Annotated in this window: 13 protein-coding genes; 4 read left to right on the top strand and 9 right to left on the bottom strand. The window is 72.7% G+C overall.

Annotated features, from left to right (window positions below):
* Position 1: 1 nt before the first annotated feature.
* A complete protein-coding gene (locus ACFQVD_RS03745) occupies positions 2–727 on the bottom strand; it encodes an alpha/beta fold hydrolase (protein WP_343976506.1) in 726 nt (241 codons plus the stop codon).
* A gap of 160 nt (positions 728–887) precedes the next feature.
* Between ACFQVD_RS03745 and ACFQVD_RS03740 the strand changes: the two genes are divergently transcribed.
* Entirely contained in the window at positions 888–1,706 is an 819-nt protein-coding gene (locus ACFQVD_RS03740; RefSeq protein ID WP_343976503.1) for a helix-turn-helix domain-containing protein, read from the top strand.
* A gap of 308 nt (positions 1,707–2,014) precedes the next feature.
* Here ACFQVD_RS03740 and ACFQVD_RS03735 read toward each other — a convergent pair whose 3' ends face one another.
* The 8 genes from ACFQVD_RS03735 to ACFQVD_RS03700 form a co-directional block, all read right to left on the bottom strand.
* Entirely contained in the window at positions 2,015–4,108 is a 2,094-nt protein-coding gene (locus tag ACFQVD_RS03735; RefSeq protein ID WP_364147959.1) for a glycosyltransferase family 39 protein, read from the bottom strand.
* Positions 4,105–5,301, bottom strand: coding sequence for a bifunctional glycosyltransferase family 2/GtrA family protein (locus ACFQVD_RS03730; protein WP_343977522.1), 1,197 nt, complete (start codon positions 5,299–5,301; stop codon positions 4,105–4,107). The genes ACFQVD_RS03735 and ACFQVD_RS03730 overlap by 4 nt, the downstream gene beginning before the upstream one ends.
* 136 nt (positions 5,302–5,437) lie before the next feature.
* Positions 5,438–7,300, bottom strand: coding sequence for a hydantoinase B/oxoprolinase family protein (locus ACFQVD_RS03725; protein WP_343977525.1), 1,863 nt, complete (start codon positions 7,298–7,300; stop codon positions 5,438–5,440).
* Entirely contained in the window at positions 7,297–9,336 is a 2,040-nt protein-coding gene (locus ACFQVD_RS03720; protein ID WP_343977528.1) for a hydantoinase/oxoprolinase family protein, read from the bottom strand. The genes ACFQVD_RS03725 and ACFQVD_RS03720 overlap by 4 nt, the downstream gene beginning before the upstream one ends.
* 447 nt (positions 9,337–9,783) lie before the next feature.
* Entirely contained in the window at positions 9,784–11,172 is a 1,389-nt protein-coding gene (locus tag ACFQVD_RS03715) for a HAMP domain-containing sensor histidine kinase (protein WP_343977531.1), read from the bottom strand.
* Positions 11,169–11,876 carry a response regulator transcription factor gene (locus ACFQVD_RS03710; RefSeq protein WP_343977534.1) on the bottom strand — a complete coding sequence of 236 codons (708 nt, stop codon included), beginning with the start codon at positions 11,874–11,876 and terminating at the stop codon, positions 11,169–11,171. The genes ACFQVD_RS03715 and ACFQVD_RS03710 overlap by 4 nt, the downstream gene beginning before the upstream one ends.
* Before the next feature lie 73 nt (positions 11,877–11,949).
* Positions 11,950–13,464, bottom strand: a complete 1,515-nt coding sequence (locus tag ACFQVD_RS03705) for a phytoene desaturase family protein (protein WP_343977537.1) — start codon at positions 13,462–13,464, stop codon at positions 11,950–11,952.
* 249 nt (positions 13,465–13,713) lie between these two features.
* A complete protein-coding gene (locus ACFQVD_RS03700) occupies positions 13,714–14,640 on the bottom strand; it encodes a LysR family transcriptional regulator (protein WP_343977540.1) in 927 nt (308 codons plus the stop codon).
* 70 nt (positions 14,641–14,710) lie between these two features.
* Between ACFQVD_RS03700 and ACFQVD_RS03695 the strand changes: the two genes are divergently transcribed.
* From ACFQVD_RS03695 to ACFQVD_RS03685, 3 genes are all read left to right on the top strand, one after another.
* The gene (locus ACFQVD_RS03695; protein ID WP_343977543.1) at positions 14,711–15,766 is read left to right on the top strand and encodes a YeiH family protein; all 1,056 of its coding nucleotides are present in this window, start codon (positions 14,711–14,713) and stop codon (positions 15,764–15,766) included.
* A 123-nt stretch (positions 15,767–15,889) separates the two neighbouring features.
* Positions 15,890–16,831 (top strand): pseudouridine-5'-phosphate glycosidase, encoded by a 942-nt coding sequence (locus ACFQVD_RS03690; RefSeq protein WP_343977546.1) that lies wholly within the window; start codon positions 15,890–15,892, stop codon positions 16,829–16,831.
* A 7-nt stretch (positions 16,832–16,838) separates the two neighbouring features.
* Positions 16,839–17,789 (top strand): carbohydrate kinase family protein, encoded by a 951-nt coding sequence (locus ACFQVD_RS03685; RefSeq protein WP_343977549.1) that lies wholly within the window; start codon positions 16,839–16,841, stop codon positions 17,787–17,789.
* The last annotated feature ends 55 nt before the right edge of the window (positions 17,790–17,844 follow it).

Here is a 17,844-nt window from a genome sequence, read left to right as displayed (position 1 = left end):
GTCAGCCGAGCTTGAGCAGCAGTTCGGTGAGCTCGGCCGGCATGGTGATCATGCAGTCGTGGCCCGTCTCCAGTTCCCACACCTGCGCCGGGCTGCCGTTGGGCTGTATCGCCGGGACGGGCCGCCGCTCGATGCCCTCCGGTACGCCGACGACACAGTGAACGTGCGTCCGCGGAATCGTGCGCACGGCCGGATTGTCCAGCCGGACCGGTTGCCGGAGGCAGAGCACCGGCTGATCCGACAACATCGTCCGCAGCCACGCCACGTCCGCCGGGTCGGTGACCCCGAACAGGCCCAGGGGCGGCGGCAGCTCGGGCATCGGCGGGACCCGCCAGCCGACCTCGGACTCCGCGGCGCGGTCGATGAGGTCCTGGGTCACGGGATGCACATCCACCGCGCTCTCGCCGTCCCTGGGGACCATCGCGTCGAGATAGACCAGATGGGCGATCCGATCCGGGATCCGGTTGGCGGCGGACGAGATGACCAGCCCGGCGTAGCTGTGGCCCACCAGGATCACGTCGGTGAGGTCCGCCTCGGTGATCAGCCTGACGATGTCGTCGACGTGCGTGTCCAGCCCTACCTCGGGGCCGAGCAGATGCGCCTTGTCGCCGTGGCCGGTCAGCGACGGCGCGACCACCCGGTGCCCGGCCGACGCCAGCAACGGGACCACCCGCTCCCAGCATTGCCCGCTGTGCCAGGCCCCGTGTACCAGCAAATATGTCGACATGGTGTAACTCCTCGCTCGCAGAAGGGATCCCCGGCCGATTTCGCCGGTGTTCATTACGGAAGTGAGGTTTCCGCTCACCCGCTGACGGAGCCAGAGCCCCCGCGATCCTGGGGGTGACAGGACCAGGCACGCACGAGGGTGCGCGAACTACCGTGGGGACATGAGCGACGAATCCAACTTGCTGGGCGACTACGTGCGCGCCCGCCGTGAGCTCGTCACTCCTGAACAGGCCGGCATCCCCTCCGTGGGCGTACGGCGCGTGCCGGGCCTGCGACGGGAGGAGGTCGCGATGCTCGCCGGCATCAGCGCCGACTACTACCTGCGCCTGGAGCAGGGCCGCGACCGCAACCCCTCCGCGCAGGTCCTCGGGTCCCTCGCCCGCGTGCTGCTGCTCGACGACAACGCGACGGCCTACCTGCTACGCCTCGGGGCGGGAAAACCTCGGCGGCGACGGCGGCCCCGGAAGGAGACCGTCCCGCCGGGCGTCGCCAAGCTCGTCGTCGCGCTTCCGCTCCCCGCGTACGTGGAGGGCCGCTACTTCGACGTCCTCGCCGCCAACGCGCCGGCGACCGCTCTGTCGCCGCGACTCGTGGCGGGGGGCAACCGCCTGCGGGACGTGTTCCTCGACCCCGCCGAGCAGGCCCTCTACCCGGACTGGGAGGACGCCGCGCAGGGCATGGTCGCCGGCTTCCGCGAGTCCGTCGGCACCGACACGGACGACCCCCGATTCATCGAACTCGTCGGCGAGCTCTCCCTCGCCAGCCCTCGCTTCAGCAGGCTCTGGGCCCGCCACGACGTGAACACGTGCGAAGGCACCCCCAAGCGCATCGACCACCCCCAGGTCGGTGGCCTGTGGCTGAACCGGGAGAGGCTGGGCGTCAGCGGCGCGACAGGCCAGACGCTCGTCGTCCTCCACCCGGACCCCGGCACCGACAGTGCCGACAAGCTGGCGCTCCTCGCGTCCGTCACGCGGACATGACCCCGTCCGTGCTCAGCCGCTCTGCCGGGTGGCCCAGCCCGAGGAGATCGCCGAGGCGCCCTGCTTCCTCGCCTGGCCGCGCCCCAATCTCAGCACGGACACCGGTGGCCGCGGCGGACGGCGGGTCGACCGCGGTCCAAACGGCAGACCTGCCCGGTGCCGTGCCGGACGTCGCCCGGACCCGTACAGAAGCCGGTGGCCTGAGGCGGATCCGGCGCAGAGGACTTCGGACGTCCGGTGCGGGCGCCTTCGGAAACCGGCACCGGCCGCCCGGGAGGCGGTCCGTCCCGGACGGCCGGCGTGCGGGCTCAGCCGCAGCGGTACAGGGACCGGTCGGTGGAGCCGCCGTACTCCGACGCCTTGACCGCCGCGCAGTTGGCCCGCACCCACTCGGTCACCTGGGACCCGCCCCCGTCGGGCCCGCCCTGGCCGCCTCCGGTCATCACGTACCTGAGCCGCCCCGAGGAGACGAGCCCGTCGAGCCGGTCCACGGTCATGGCGGGGTCGCTCCCGGTGAAGCCGCCCATCGCGATGACGGGCAGCCCCGTCGACAGGATGACCGAGGAGGCGCCCTGCGCGCCGCTCACCGCCACCAGCCAGGTCGCGCCGTCCAGGTTCCTCCTCAGGTATTCGATCATCTGCTGGTCCATGGCACCGTCGGGACCACCGCCACGTACGCCGTCGGCCGGGAGGCCGTAGCGCGCCCCCGGAACGGCGTCGCCGGTCGTCCCCTGCTGCGAGTTCTGTCCCGGTGTGCCACCGGGAGGTCCGCCGTCGCCCTCGGGACCCCCTTCTCTCGCGCCGCCGGGGAAGCCGCCCCGCATGCCGCCGAAGCCGCCGCTCCCCGCGGGACCCGCGGTGGGGTTGGTGCCGTTGACGGCCGAGCCGAGCGGGGTCAGCGCGTAGGCGGCGGGACCGGCGAGGCCGGCGGCCAGCCCGGCGGCCAGCGCGACGGCGGCGACCCGCAGCCGGAGCCGCGGCCCCAGGCGGGCCAGGAGCAGCCCGGCGACCGCCGTCACCGTGATCGCGGCGACCGTCCAGGCCAGCCAGGGCACGAAGTCCGTACTGCGGCGCAGCACGGTGAACGCCCACGCCCCGGTGACCGCGATCCCCGCGGGCAGCACCCACGACCACGCCCTGGAGCGCCGGTAGGCCCTCCAGCCGAGCACCCCGCCGAGACCGGTCAGCGCGGCGACGGCCGGGGCCATCGCGGTGGAGTAGTACGGGTGGAAGGTGCCGCTGGAGAAGCTGAACACGACGTAGTGGACCGCCAGCCAGCCGCCCCACAGCAGCAGGGCGATCCTGGTGTCGCGGAGCGGGCCGCGGGCGGTCAGGGCCAGCCCGGCGACCAGGGCGATCACGGCGAAGGGCAGCAGCCAGGAGATCTGCCCGGCCATGATGTCGTTGAACAGGCGCCAGGCGCCCGCCTCGCCGCCGAACCCCATGCCGCCCCCGCCCCGCCCCCCGCCGCTGCCGAAGATCCGTCCGAGGCCGTTGTAGCCGATGACGAGGTCCCGGACGGAGTTGTCGGTGCTGCCGCCGACATAGGGGCGGTCCGACGCGGGCCACAGGTCCACGATCACCATCCACCAGGCGCTGGAGACCACCAGCGCGGCACCCGCGGCGAGCAGGTGTCCGAGACGGCGGAGCGACGTCCCCGGAGCCATGACCAGGTAGAGCGGGGCGAAGGCCGGGAGCACCAGGTAGGCCTGGAGCATCTTGGTGTTGAACGCCAGGCCGACGAGCACCGCCGAGACGACCAGCGCGCGCATCCGGCCGGTGCGTACCGCCTCCTGGCAGAACCAGGCCGCGAGCACCAGCAGCAGGACGAGGAGGGTGTCGGGGTTGTTGTCCCGGTTGATGGCCACGGTGATCGGGGTCAGCGTCATCGCCAGGGCCGCGACCAGTGCGGCGGCGTGGCCGTACCCGCCGGGCATGGCTCTTCGCACCGCCGAGTGGAGCACGGCGACGGCGGCGACCCCGGCGGCGGCCTGTGGCAGGAGCATGCTCCAGGTGCCGAACCCGAAGATCCTGGCGGGCAGTCCCATGACCCACAGCGCGAGCGGTGGCTTGTCCACGGTGATGAACGACCCCGCGTCCAGGGCTCCGAAGAAGAACGCCTTCCAGCTCCGGGTGCCCGACAGGATCGCGGCGGCGTAGTACTCGTTGGCGTGGCCGTTGCGCCCCAGCGCCCAGACGTACAGGACGGCGGCCAGCGCGAGCACACCCCACAGGCCCGGCCGCGCCCAGCGGGGGTCGCCGGGCCGGCCGAGAGACACCCGGCGCGCGACGCCGCCGAGTCCGCCGTCCCGGCCCGCGCGTCCCGGCCCGGCGGCGTGCCTGCCGCCCTGAGGCTGCGCCGGTGCGTCGGGCCCCGCCGCCGGCGAGGTGTGGGTGCTCATCGGGTGCTCTCCTTGGCGCGGCGGGGATTGAAGACCCAGGTGCGGAGCATCAGGAAGCGTACGAGGGTGGCGACGGCGTTGGCCGCCACGAGCGCGGCGACCTCCGCGGCGGTGGACGCCGCGGGTGCCACGAGGTCGAGCAGGGCCAGGCCGCCGGTGCTCAGCAGCAGGCCGACGAGGAAGGCCAGGCCGCCTTCGAGCTGGTGGCGGAGGGCTCCGGTGCGGCCGGTGAGGCCGAAGGTGAAACGCCGGTTGGCCGCGGTGTTGAGGACCGCGGTGACGAGCAGGGCCACCCCGTTGGCCACGGCGGCGGGCGTCACCAGGCGCAGGGTCACGAACAGGGCCAGGTATGCCAGGGTGCAGATCACCCCGATGACGGCGAAGCTCGGCAGCTGGCGGGCCATGCCCCCGGGCAGCCGCGCCGCCCGCACCCGAGGCGGGACCGGGATCCTGGCCGCCCCCGACAGCGTCTTCCGCGCCACCCTCGCCATCCCCCTGAGGTCGTCCCTGACGGTTCTGACGATGTCGACGCGGCTGTCCGGGTCGTCCACCCAGTCGACGGGCACCTCGTGGATGCGCAGACCGTGCCGCTCGGCCAGGAGCAGCAGCTCGGTGTCGAAGAACCACTCCTCGTCCTCGACCGCGGGGAGCAGCGCCTGCGCGACCTCGGTGCGCACCGCCTTGAAACCGCACTGCGCGTCGGAGAACCGCGCCCCCATCGCCGAGCGGAGCAGCAGGTTGTACGTCCGCGAGATGAACTCCCGTTTCGGCCCGCGGACGACGTTGGACCCCCGAGAAAGCCGGGTGCCGATGGCCAGGTCGCTGTGACCGGAAAGCAGCGGGGCCACCAGCGGCAGGAAGGCGTCCAGGTCCGTGGAGAGATCCACGTCCATGTAGCCGACCACGTCGGCGTCGCTGGCCGACCACGCCCTGCGCAGCGCCCTGCCCCGGCCCTTGGCGTCGAGGTGCAGGGCGCGCACGCCGGACAGCTCGCGGCTGAGGTCGACGGCGATCCGCCAGGTGGCGTCGGTGCTGGCGTTGTCGGCGATCGTGATGCGGAAGCCGTAGGGGAAGGTTTCCGTGAGATAGGTGTGCAGGCGGCGGACGCTCTCGCCGAGCACCCGCTGCTCGTTGTGGACGGGGACCACGATCTCGACCGTTCGGGTGCGCGCCGGCGCTGTCGCCTGCTTCACGCTGCCCCCCGGTGACGGCGGCTCGGTTCTGTCATGGCCTCAGGGTCATAAGGTGATCTTGAGTGATCCTGAGCCGGCCATTAACACCGGGTGAGAAAAGGACGGAGCCTCCCGGCGACGCCGGAAGGCTCCGTGTTCACACCCGTAGCGGCGGGCGGGGGGCGGGCAGGCCGGTCTCCTCCTCGCAGCGGGCGAGGACCTCCTCCAGCGGCGGCCCCATGTTGAACACCGCGGGTTCGGGCCTGGAGGCGCGCAGGGACTCGCGGAGCCCGGCCGTCGCCTCCAGGTCCACCGTTCCCGCCTCGTCGCAGGACACTCCGTAGCGGCGGGCGCCGCCGGGGGTGACCAGACCGCGCCGCACCTCCAGCCCGACGAGGTCCGGATCGCGCTCCAGCGGGTCGCCCCACCCGCCGCCGCCCCAGGTGACGAAGTGCAGCAGGTCTCCGGGGGCGACCGGGACGTCGTGCACCTTGCTGGGCAGCACCTCCACGGTCCCGTCGGCCCGCTCGATCCACTTGCGTCCCCGGGCGCCGGGGTCACCGCCGTTGACACCCCACGGGTAGGTGAGCCAGCGGTCGTCGTGGATGGCGATCGTGCCCGGCTCCAGGAACCGGTAGGCGACGTCCACACCGTTGCCGCCGCGGTGCAGCCCCGCCCCGCCGGTGTCGGCGACGGTCTCCCAGCGCTCGACGCGCAGGGGATAGTAGGACTCCAGGAACTCGCACGGGATGTTGGTGAACGAGGGCCAGAGCGAGTGCCCGTCGGGGCCGTCGCCGATCGGGCGTCCGGGGATGCCGCCGAAGCCGATGGAGTAGAGCTGGAACCACTCTCCCGTACCGGTCTTGTGCCCTGAGTACATGAAGTGCGGGGAGGAGGAGAAGCCCGCGGCGTTCAGCAGTTCCGGCGTCTTCTGCCCGAGCAGCCCGCCGAACAGGTCGAAGATCCGGCCGATGCCGTGGTTGCGGGCGTTGAGCGCGGCCGGGTACTCGGGCCTCCAGAAGCTCCTCTCCGGGATGCGCACGTCCACCAGCGGGTAGAAGCCGTCGTTCCACAGGATCTGCGGGTCGGCCACGGTGATCAGGTAGATGCCGAAGAACATCCGGGCGAGGTTCTCGTTGATGTAGTAGTTGATCGGCCCCTGGGCCTGCGGGTCACTGCCGGAGAAGTCGAGCAGCACCTTCTCTCCGGTGCGGGTCAGCGACAACGTCAGCCGGTACGGCCCGTACCCCACCCCGTCGTCGCAGATGTAGTCGGAGAAGGTGAGGGTCTCCCCGTCCTCGAACAGCGTCGCCAGCAGGATTCTCATCGCGTCGTGGTTGCGCTGGAGCAGCGCCTCCAGCGCCGAGGTGTAGGTCTCGGCCCCGAAGCGCGCGCACAGCTCCTGGATCCGCCGCGACGCGGTGCGGCAGGCCGCGATCAGGCCGTTGAGGTCGGCGCGGTTCCAGTCGGGCTGGCGTACCTGGTTGAGGATGATGCGCAGCGCGTCCTCGTTGAGCACGCCCCGGGAGTAGAGCTTGAAGGGCGGGATGACCACGCCCTCCTCGAAGATGGTGCGCGCGTCGGTCGGCATGGAGCAGGCGGTCTTGCCACCGACGTCGGACATGTGGCCGAACATCGACGCCCAGCCGACGACCCGGCCCTCGACGTAGATCGGCATGACGACCAGCCAGTCGTTGGCGTGACTGATCGCGCCGTCACAGGAGTAGGGGTCGGAGGTGAGCAGCACGTCGCCCTCCTCGATGGTCCCGTCGAAGCCGTCGAGCAGTGCCGGGATGGACAGGCCGAACTGTCCGACGACCATGCGGCCCCGCGGGTCGCCGATCAGCGGGAACTCGTCGTGCTGCTCCCGGATGCCCGGAGAGAGCGCGGTGCGGAAGAGCACCTCGTCCATCTCGTGACGCGCGTTGCGCAGGGCGTTCTCGATGATGTCGAGGGTCACCGGGTCGACGTCCACCGCGGCGAGCGGCACGGTGGCGGTCTCGATGATCTGGGCCATCATGCCTCCAGGGGACGGATGAGCAGGCTGCCGCTCTCGTGGACCGTCGCGGCGTGACCGGGCAGTACGAGGGTGGTGGAGTCCATCTCGACGACGATCGCCGGGCCGCGCACCACGTTCCCGGCGAGCAGGGCGGAGCGGTCGTGGACGGCGGCCTCGGTCCAGCCGCCCTCGACCCAGATCTCATGGGTTCCGGTGACGGCCGCCGAGGGGTCCTCCCCGCCCGGGGCCAGCGAGACGGCCTGGACGTTGGGGCGCGGCCCGCTGACGGCCGCGCGGGCGCTGACCAGTTCGTGCTCGTTGTCCAGCAGGAACGAGAAGAGTCGTTCGTGCTCGGCGTCGAACGCCTTGCCGAGGGCGTCGAGCCCGGTGTCCGGGGTCAGCGGGATCGGGATCTCGAATCCCTGGCCGTGGTAGCGGACGTCGACGTGATAGGTCGCGCTCTGGTCCGCGCGGTCGACGCCCTCGGCCTCCAGTGTCCGTGCCGCGGTCTCGGCCAGCTCGGTCAGCAGCTCGCCCAGTTCGGTGTCGGTGAGCTGGGAGAAGCGCCTGATGTAGGTGCGGGCGGCCTCGTCGCGCAGGGACGTGGTGGCGTCGCCGTACGCGCAGAGCACGCCCGGCGAGGGCGGGATGACGACCGGCCAGGAGCCGGTGAGCCGGCCCAGCGCGTTGGCGTGCAGCGGGCCGGCGCCGCCGAAGGCGACCAGCGCGAAGTCACGGGGGTCGAAGCCCTGCTGCACGGAGACCAGGCGCAGCGCGCCGAACATGTTCTCGTTGACGATGTCGACGATGCCCTGGGCCGCGGCCTCGACCGACGGCAGGCCCATGGCCTCGGCGACCCCGGCCACCGCGGCGCGCGACCGCTCCCGGTCCAGGACGATCTCGCCACCGGCCAGCCGGGCGGGCAGGTAGCCGAGCACCACGTTGGCGTCGGTGACGGTGGGTTCCTCCCCTCCCCTGCCGTACGCGGCGGGGCCCGGGTCGGCACCGGCGGACTGCGGGCCGACGCGCAACGCCCGGGTCAGCTCGGGGACGTGGGCGATGGAGCCGCCGCCCGCGCCGACGGTCCGCACGTCCACCGAGGCCGAGCGGACGGTCAGGTCACCGACCCTGGTCTCGCGGCCGACGCGCGGGCGCAGGCCCTGGACGAGGGCTACGTCGGTGGAGGTCCCGCCCATGTCGAAGGTGAGGAAGTCCGGGAAGCCGGCCTGCTCGGCGACCCAGGTCGCGCCGGCGACTCCGCCGGCCGGTCCGGACAGCAGCAGGTTGACCGGGCTGCCCGCGGCGGCGGAGGCGGAGGCCAGGCCGCCGTCGCTGCGCAGGATGTTCAGGGAGCCCGTCACACCGCCCTCGGCGATCCTGCCGGCGAGGTTGTCCAGGTACCTGGCGACCTGGGGCTGGACGTAGGCGTTGGCGACGGTGGTGATCGTCCGCTCGTACTCGCGCAGCTCGGGCAGGACCGCGGAGGAGATGGAGACCGGCACGCCCGGCAGCTCCTCCGCGGCGATCTCGGCGACCCGCCGCTCGTGGCCGTCGAAGGCGTAGGAGTTGATCAGGGAGACCGCGAGTGCCTCGACGCCGCGCAGGCGCCCGAGGGAGGCACGCAGCGCGTCCTCGTCAAGGGGCGTGACGACCGACCCGTCGGAGGCGACCCGCTCGACCGCCTCGACCGTGTCCTCCAGCGCGGCCAGCGGCTCGGGCTTGGGCCAGATGATCCAGCCGGCCAGACCTCCGGGAACGAACGAGCGGGCGATCTGCAGCACCTGCCGGAATCCGGCGGTGGTCACCAGGCCCACCCGCGCGCCCTTGCCCTCCAGGATGGCGTTGGTGGCGACGGTGGTCCCGTGCAGGAGCTGGCCGATCTCCGAGAGGGGGATCCGCGCCTCGGCGCGGACCTTCTCGATACCGGCCAGCACGCCGACCGACTGGTCGTGGGGGGTGGAAGGGGTCTTGGCGCGGAAGGTGCGCCCGGTAGCGGGGTCGATGAGAAGGATGTCAGTGAACGTCCCTCCGACGTCCACCCCGAGCCGGTAGTGCATGCCGTGCTCCTTGGTCGAATGGTCCCCACCGTGACGAGCCGTGTGATCTCCTCGCCGATCGGACCGAGCGGCCCGCCGTGGACCTCTTCACCGCGCGCCGGGCACGCTTCCCGGGGCGGTCGCAGAGTTCGGGGACCCCGTTCCGCGCGGTCGGCTCGGCCTCAGGGGCGTACCGCCCTCCGAGGATCCGCCCGTACGGGCAGCCATCCGTAGATATGTGTACATTCCTCCGGTTGATCTGCCACCATGATGGAGATGTGATCATCCAATGACAAGAGATTGCACACAATTCATGGAAATCGACGTCGCCGGGGCGGCTCACGGAACCAGCCGGCGATCGGGTCCACGGGCGCCGGCGGCGACCGTGCCGCACCGCGTCGAGCCACCCCGGAACGTCGGGGCGGGTCCTGTCGTACCGGGCGCAGGTCGCCACGGGTGAGCCGTGGCTCACGCCCCGGCGGGCCGGGCGAACGAGCCGGGCAGGCGGACGCGCGCGAGGGTGCCGCCCCCCTCGGCGTTCTCCAGCTCCACCTCTCCCCCGGCGTCGCGCACCGCCTTGGCCACGATGGCCAGCCCCAGCCCCGACCCGGGCATGCTGCGGGCCGAGGACGACCTCCAGAACCTGTCGAACACGTACGGCAGCTCCCCCCGGGGAATGCCGGGGCCGTGGTCCCTGACCGTCAGCTCGCCGTCCCGGAGCCTCACCCGCACCGGCCCCTCCCGCCCGTGCGAGAACTTCACCGCGTTGTCCAGCAGGTTCACCACGGCCCGCTCCAGGGCGGCCTGATCACCTCGCAGGTACCAGGGGCGCAGCTCCACCTCGATCGGGGTGTCGGGGGCACGCAGCCGGGCCCGGCGCACCGCCTCCTCGACGACCTCGTGGAAGGCGACCTCGACGTACGGCTCGTGCTCGTCCTCGGCACGCGAGAGCTGGAGCAGGTCCCCGACGAGCGTGGACATCTCCTCGAACTGGGCCTTGAGGTTGGTCAGCAGCCTGTGCTTGGGAGCGGGGTCGAGCGGCCGCCCGGTGTTCTCGCTGCGCAGCAGCAGGTCGATGTTGGCGCGCAGGCTGGTGAGCGGGGTGCGCAGCTCGTGTCCCGCGTCGGCGATCAGCCGCCGCTGGCGCTCGCGGGACCCGGCCAGCGCGGCGGTCATCGCGTTGAAGGAGACGCCGAGCCTGGCGATCTCGTCGGTGCCCTCGACCGGGATCCTGGTGTCGAGGTCCTCGGTCCTGGCGACGTACTCGACGGCCTCGGTCAGCCGGCCGACCGGGCGCAGCGCGGTGCGGGAGACCAGCAGCCCCGCCGAGGCCGCGCAGAACACGCCGAGCGCGGTGACCCCGGCCAGGATCCAGGCCAGGGCGGCGAGGGTGGCCTGGACCTCCTCCAGCGACCGGGACTCCATGATCGCGATACCGGGCCCGACGTTCCTCGTCATCACCCGGACCTCCTCGCCGCCGTCGGTCACCCCGTCCCTGAACCTCCTCGTGCCGGGCGGGGCCTGGGTCAGGGCCAGGTCGGCGGGGGTGACCTTGACGGGGGCGGTGCCCACGACACACCTGCCGCCCCCGGTGTAGATCAGCTGGACCGACGGGATGCGGAACGGCGGCCTGTGCTCGCTGCTCTCCCTCGGCCCCGCCGGCCCCCCCGCGCAGTACGACTCGATCCACTCGACGCCCTGCGGCCCCTTCGGCACCTCCAGGGAGCGTTCCACCTGTCGCAGCAGTTCCGCCCTGACGACGAACCAGCACAGCACCGCGCAGACCGCGATCGCCAGCGCCACGGCCGCCGCCACCAGCAGGGTCAGCCGCGAGCGCAGCGAACGGCGACCGTTCACGCCGAGTTCCGCAGCACGTAGCCGACTCCCCGGACCGTGTGGATCAGCCGGGGACGCCCGCCGGTCTCGGTCTTGCGGCGCAGGTACATGACATAGACGTCGAGGGAGTTGGAGGAGGGCTCGAAGTCGAAGCCCCACACCTCGCTGAGGATCTGCTCGCGGGTGAGCACCTGGCGTGGATGGATCATGAGCAGCTCCAGCAGCAGGTACTCGGTACGGGTCAGCTCCAGCCGCTCGCCCGCCCGGGTGACCTCGCGGCTGGCGGTGTCCATCCGCAGGTCGCCGAAGGCCAGGCAGGCGTCGTCCGCGGCCGCGGGCGCGCTCAGCGCGCCGCGCCGCAGCAGCGCCCTGACGCGCGCCAGCAGCTCGTCCAGCTCGAACGGCTTGACCAGGTAGTCGTCGGCCCCCGCGTCCAGGCCCGACACCCGGTCGCCCACGGCGTCGCGGGCGGTGAGCATGAGCACCGGCAGGTGGTTGCCCGCCGCCCTGAGCCTGCGGCAGGCGGTCAGCCCGTCCAGCCGGGGCATCATCACATCCAGCAGGACCAGCTCGTACGACTCCCGCTCCAGCGTCTCCAGCGCCTCCTGGCCGTCCGAGGCCACGCCGACCCGGTAGCCCTCGAACTCCAGGCTGCTCTGCAACGCCTCCCTGAGCGCGGGCTCGTCGTCCACGACCAGCACCCGCGCCGCCTCACCGTCACCCATGGCCCTCACGTTAGACGCTCATCATGAGAACCCGATGAACACCTCAGGCCGTCTTCGCCCAGGCCGGACGGGCTCAGCCGAGCAGCGCCATGGCGGCGTTGTGGCCGGGGATGCCGCTGACGCCACCGCCGCGCCGGGCACCCGCGCCGCAGAGCAGGACGCGCTCGAGGTCGGTCTCCACGCCCCAGCGCCCCGGCTCCCCGTACGGCCAGGACAGGTCGCGGTGGAAGATGTGGCCGCCCGGCAGTCCCGCCTCGGTCTCCAGATCGACCGGGGTCTTGGCCTCCAGGCAGAGACCGCCGTCCGGGGCGCGCAGCAGGCAGTCCTCGACGGGTTCCGCGAGCACCCGGTTCATCGAGGCGAGCGTGGCGCGCAGCGCGGCCTCGCGCGCCCCGGCCGGGTCGTCGCGGAACAGCCTGGCCGGCATGTGCAGGCCGAACAGCGTCATCGTGTGGGCTCCGGCCTCCCGCAACCCCTGGCCGAGGATGGAGGGGTCGGTCAGCGAGTGACAGTAGACCTCGGCCGGGGGCAGCGTGGGAATCCGCCCGGCCGACGCCTCCGCGAACGCGCGGGCGAGCTGGTCGCGGCCCTCGTTGATGTGGAACGTACCGCTGAACGCGGCCTCGGGGTCCACCGCGGGGTCCTTCAGCCGCGGCAGCCGGGACAGCACCATGTTGACCTTGAGCTGGGCCCCCTCGGGGGCGGGCTCGGTGCCGCCGAGGAGCCGGGCGAGCACGGCGGGCGGCACGTTGGCCAGCACCCGCTCGCCCACCACCGCGTGTTCCCCGCCCGCGTCGCGGAAGGCGACCTCGCCCGAGGCGTCGACCGCGAGGACCTCGGCACCGGTCAGGATCTCCGCCCCCGCGGCGCGGGCGGCTTCGGCGAGCGCGCCGGAGACCGCGCCCATGCCGCCGACGGGGACGTTCCAGTCGCCGGTCCCGTCGCCGATCACGTGGTAGAGCAGGCACCGGTTGGCCAGCAGGCCCGGATCCGAGGGGTCGGCGAAGGTACCGATGAGGGCGTCGGTGAGGACCACCCCGCGTACGGTGTCGTCGGCGAACCGCTCGTCCACCACCTCACCGATCGGCCGCTCGAACAGGTCGCGCCACGCCTCGTCGCCGACGAGGCGCCGCATCGCCGCGCGGTCGGCGAGAGGCTCCAGCAGTGTCGGCGCGACCCTGCCGGCCACGTCGGCGGTCATCCCGTAGAAGCGCCGCCACGCGTCCAGCTCACCGGTGCCCCCGGTGATCCGGGCGAAGGAGGCGGCGGTCCGCGCGGCGTCGCCGTTGTCGACCAGCAGCCCGCTCTCCCCCACCGGCGTGTACGAGGCGTACCGGCGCCGGCGCAGCGTGACCCTGAGCCCCAGGTCGGCCACGACCTTGGCGGGCAGCAGGCTGACCAGGTACGAGTAGCGCGAGAGCCGCGCGTCGACCCCGGGGAACGCCCGCGCCGACACGGCGAGACCACCGACGTGGTCGAGGCGCTCCAGGACGAGGACGCGCCGGCCCGCGCGGGCGAGGTAGGCGGCGGCGACCAGGCCGTTGTGGCCGCCTCCGACGATCACTGCTTCATAGCGAGAGCGGAGCACGAGACTTCCCTTTGACGTCCTCCCGCGGCTTGAGGGCCGGGGATTCCAGCACCCGACCTGCCGGCCGGATCTGCCGGTCCGCGGTTCACCGGCCCGGACGTCCCGAAGCCTCCCCGCGCGGACACGGCACGCCCTGCGGCGTTCGGAGAAACATGCCCCGCTTGGTCGTCGCGGAACACCCCGACCCTACCGAGCCGCACCCGCGCCCGCACAACGAGCCGAAGCAGGAAGGGGCGTCCGCCCCGGACGTCAGTGGGCGGACGGCGGGGCCGGGGGCTCCGGCCGCCCGGCGGCGGAGAGGGTGATTCTCAGCAGGGTGGCGGCCGGGCCGCTGGGGGTGCGACCGCGGCGCCAGACCGCCCGCAGGCGGCGCGCGAGATCGATGTCCTTGGTGGGCACCTCGATCAGGCGGCCGGTGGCCAGCTCGGCCTCCACGGCGTAGCCGCTGAGCACGGCGGGGGCCGCGCCCTCGCGGGCGGCCCCCTTGACCGCCGCGTTGGAACCGAGCTCCAGCCTCGGGGAGGCGACGGTGTAGCCGGTCAGCGCGACGTCCAGCGTCTCGCGGGTGCCCGATCCCCGCTCCCGCACGACCAGCGGGGTGGCGGCCAGCTCGGCGGCGCGCAGCGGGGTACGGCGGCGCGCCCACGGATGGCCCGGCGCGACCACCACCACGAGCCGGTCCGTGGCCACCACCCGCGACGCCAGCCCCGGCGGCACCGAGGGGCCCTCCACGAAGCCGAGCTCGATCTCACCGCCGATCAGCTTCGCCACCTCCGCCGAGTTCTGCACGTCCAGGCCGACCTGTACCTGGGGCTCACGGTTCTGGAGCTCTCCCAGCCAGCGCGGCAGCAGATACTCGGCCACGGTCATGCTGGCGGCGATGTGCAGGTGGGCGGCCCGGCCGTGCCGTACCGCCTCCACTCCCCTCATGAGCTCCTCGGCCGCCGCCAGCACCTGCGCGGCCCAGGCGGAGACCATCGCGCCCTGCGGGGTGAGAACGGAGCCGCGCGGGGTGCGTTCCAGCAGTTCCAGCCCGAGACGTCGTTCCAGCAGCGAGATGCGCTTGCTCACCGACGGCTGCGCGACGCCCGCCGCCCTGGCCGCCTGGCCGAGGCTGCCCAGGCGCTCCACATCGACGAGCAGGCGCAGGGATTCGATGTCGGGCAGCTCACTCATAGCCCCAGGCTATGACCTACCAGCAAGACGACGGGTACCGGCCCCGCCGGGCCGCGCCGACACTCGGACAATGCCCTCCTCCCCGCCCGCCCGTTCACCGGGACCTACCCGGCACTCCCCTCCGGGGTCCGCCGAGACAGCGCTCGGGACGCTCGCGCCGGGGCTCGGGGCGGTGGCCGTCGCGGTGGTGCTGGCCACGGCCGCCACCCGGATCGTTCCCGAGGTGAGCGCCGCCGTGATCGCGGTGGCACTCGGGGTCGCGCTCACCAACCTCGGCGGCCTGCACCGTTCGCTGGCCCCCGGGCTGAGGTTCGTCTCCCGCCGGGTGCTCCGCCTGGCGATCGTGCTGCTCGGGCTGCAGATCGCGCTGCCGGAGCTGCTGGCGCTCGGCTGGCCGGTGCTGGCGGTGGTCGCGGCGGCGACCGGTGTCACGTTCGCGGCGACGCGGTGGATCGGAGGCCGGGTCGGGGTGAGCCCGCGCAGGTCCCTGCTGATCGCGACCGGCGTGTCCGTCTGCGGGGCGGCGGCGGTGGCCGCCATGCACGCGGTCGCCGGAAGCGATGACGACGACGTGGCGTCCGCGGTCGGCGTGGTCGTCCTGTACGGCAGCGCCTCGATCGTCGCACTGCCGCTGCTCGCGGGATCCCTGGGCCTGACACCGCACCAGCTGGGCATCTGGGCCGGCGCCTCGGTCCACGAGGTCGCGCAGGTCGCCGCCATCGGCGCGGCGGCCGGCGCGGGGGTCCTGGTGAGCGCGGTGGCCGTCAAGCTGGTCCGGGTCGTCCTGCTGGCCCCGATCGTCGGCCTCACCTCCGCCGCTCTGCGCCCCGCCTCGACGGAGCCTCCGGAGAGCGGGCGGGCGGCGGGCCGGCCGCCGGTGGTGCCGTTGTTCGTCGCCGGGTTCGTCGTGGCCGTGGCGGCGCGCAGCCTGGGCCTGGTGCCATCCGAGGTCACCCGGGCCATCCCCGGTCTGACGGCGACGCTGCTCGCGGCGGCGCTCTTCGCCCTGGGCACCGGTGTCGATCTCCGAAAGCTCGTGCGGGGCGGGCGGTCACTGCTCCTGGGCGGGATCGCCACGGCCATCATCGGCGGGATCTCACTGATCGGAGTCCTACTCATTAGCTGATCTTTAAGTGGACGTCTCCCGGCAACCGCCGTAACGTGCTCTTTTTGGGGAAGACGGTGTCGTTTACACCGTTCCAAAAGCAAGCAATGATTACGACCTCGGACAAGGAGACAGAACCAGCTCATGCGTACCACCCGACAGTCCCTCACCGGCGGCCTGCTGCGCCCCTCGACCGAGGTGGCCGAGGCGCTGGAACAGGGCGCCCCGATCGTGGCCCTGGAGTCCACGATCATCTCGCACGGCCTGCCCCAGCCCCGCAACCTCGAGGTCGCGGTGGAGCTGGAGCAGCTCGTCCGCGAGGCCGGGGCGGTGCCGGCGACGATCGCGGTGCTGGACGGCGTGGCGTGCATCGGTCTCGACAAGAGCCAGCTGGAGCGCATCGCCGGCGAGCCCGGACTCCGCAAGCTGGGCTTCCGCGACCTGCCCGCCGCCGCCGCACTCGGGGCGAGCGGTGCGACCACGGTCTCCGCCACCTCGTTCCTGGCCGCCAGGGCGGGCATCCGGATCTTCGCCACCGGCGGTCTCGGCGGGGTGCACCGCGGGTGGACCGACAGTCAGGACGAGTCGGCCGACCTCGACATGCTGAGCCGGACCCGCATCACCGTGGTCTGCGCGGGCGTGAAGTCGATCCTGGACGTCGAAGCCACCCTGCAGCGGCTGGAGACCCGCGGCGTCACGATCTCGGGGTTCCGTACCGACGAGTTCCCCGGCTTCTACCTGCACACCTCGGGCGAGCCGATCGACTGGCGGATCGAGACCCCGGCCGAGGCCGCGGACATCATGCGGGCCCAGGACGCGCTGGGCGGCCCGGAGAGCGCGCTGATCGTCGCCAACCCGGTGCCGCTGTCGGAGCAGCTCGACCCCGAACTGCACGACCGGGTGCTCGCCGAGGCTCTCGCGGCGGCCGAGGAACAGAAGGTCACCGGCCAGGCCATCACCCCGTTCCTCCTGGGCTACCTGGTACGCGGCACCGCCGGCGCCTCGCTCGAGGCGAACCTGGCCGCGGTGCGGGGCAACGTCCGCCTCGCCGGGCAGATCGCGGCCTCCTGGAGCCGGGGAAACTGAGGAAACCATGACCGGAACGGGTCTACTGGTCATCGGCGACGTGGTGACCGACGTCGTCGCGCTGCACGGCGGGCCGGCCAGGAGCGGCCTGGCCGTCGGCACGGACACCGCCGCCGACATCGTGCTGCGGCCCGGCGGCTCGGGGGCCAACACGGCCTCCTGGGCCGCCCGGCTGGGCACCGACACCCGCATCCTGACCCGGGTCGGCTTCGACACCGCCGACTGGCACGCCGCCGAACTGCGGCGCTTCGGGGTACGGCCGCACCTGCGGGTCGACCCCGACCGGCCGACGGCCGTGGTGATCGCCATGGTCGACGTGACCGGGGAGCGTTCCATGCTCACCAACCGGGGCGCGGGCGGGCACATCGGCACGGGCGACTGGGACGAGAGCCTGCTGGAGGGGGTGGGCCACCTCCACCTGTCCGGATACACGCTGTTCGCCGAGCCAGGGCTCCAGCTTTCCCGGCTGGCCATGGCCGAGGCGTCCCGGCGCGGCGTCTCGATCAGCGTGGACCCCGCCTCGACCGGATTCCTGCGCTCGTTCGGCGTCGAGCGGTTCATCCAGGAGACCCTGACCGCCCAGCTGATCATCCCCAATCTGGACGAGGCTCTGCTGCTCACCCGCGAGACCTCGGCCGAGGGCGCGGCGGAGACTCTGAGCCTGCGCTACGGCGCGGCGGCGGTGAAACTCGGCTCCCGCGGCGCGCTGATGGCCAGGAACGGAAAGTTGGCCGCCCGGGTTCCCGCACTCACCACCGAGGTGATTGACTCCATTGGGGCGGGGGACGCGTTCGCCGCGGGGTTGCTCACCGCCCTGCTGAGCGGGGCCGACGACGAGGCCGCGCTGGACGCCGGACGCCGCGCCGGAGCGGAGGCCGTGACGGTACTGGGGGGCCGTCCGCGTATCCTTCCGTCGGAGTTGGGTACGAACGAGCTTTACCCTCTTAACACCAATTGATAGCTTGCGGCGTAAGCTGCACCATTAGCCACACGCGTCACTTTGGGGAGGTTGC

The organism is Streptosporangium amethystogenes subsp. fukuiense (assembly GCF_042665875.1).
Taxonomy (GTDB): domain Bacteria; phylum Actinomycetota; class Actinomycetes; order Streptosporangiales; family Streptosporangiaceae; genus Streptosporangium; species Streptosporangium fukuiense.
Note: the sequence above shows the minus strand (reverse complement) of the source record. Positions and strands in the feature narration are given on the sequence as shown.

Excerpts from the sequence above, each read along its gene's own strand:
- ACFQVD_RS03745 (WP_343976506.1), bottom strand. The coding sequence starts at position 727 with ATGTCGACATATTTGCTGGTACACGGGGCCTGGCACAGCGGGCAATGC.
- ACFQVD_RS03740 (WP_343976503.1), top strand. The coding sequence starts at position 888 with ATGAGCGACGAATCCAACTTGCTGGGCGACTACGTGCGCGCCCGCCGT.
- ACFQVD_RS03735 (WP_364147959.1), bottom strand. The coding sequence starts at position 4,108 with ATGAGCACCCACACCTCGCCGGCGGCGGGGCCCGACGCACCGGCGCAG.
- ACFQVD_RS03725 (WP_343977525.1), bottom strand. The coding sequence starts at position 7,300 with ATGATGGCCCAGATCATCGAGACCGCCACCGTGCCGCTCGCCGCGGTG.
- ACFQVD_RS03720 (WP_343977528.1), bottom strand. The coding sequence starts at position 9,336 with ATGCACTACCGGCTCGGGGTGGACGTCGGAGGGACGTTCACTGACATC.
- ACFQVD_RS03710 (WP_343977534.1), bottom strand. The coding sequence starts at position 11,876 with ATGGGTGACGGTGAGGCGGCGCGGGTGCTGGTCGTGGACGACGAGCCC.
- ACFQVD_RS03700 (WP_343977540.1), bottom strand. The coding sequence starts at position 14,640 with ATGAGTGAGCTGCCCGACATCGAATCCCTGCGCCTGCTCGTCGATGTG.
- ACFQVD_RS03695 (WP_343977543.1), top strand. The coding sequence starts at position 14,711 with ATGCCCTCCTCCCCGCCCGCCCGTTCACCGGGACCTACCCGGCACTCC.
- ACFQVD_RS03690 (WP_343977546.1), top strand. The coding sequence starts at position 15,890 with ATGCGTACCACCCGACAGTCCCTCACCGGCGGCCTGCTGCGCCCCTCG.
- ACFQVD_RS03685 (WP_343977549.1), top strand. The coding sequence starts at position 16,839 with ATGACCGGAACGGGTCTACTGGTCATCGGCGACGTGGTGACCGACGTC.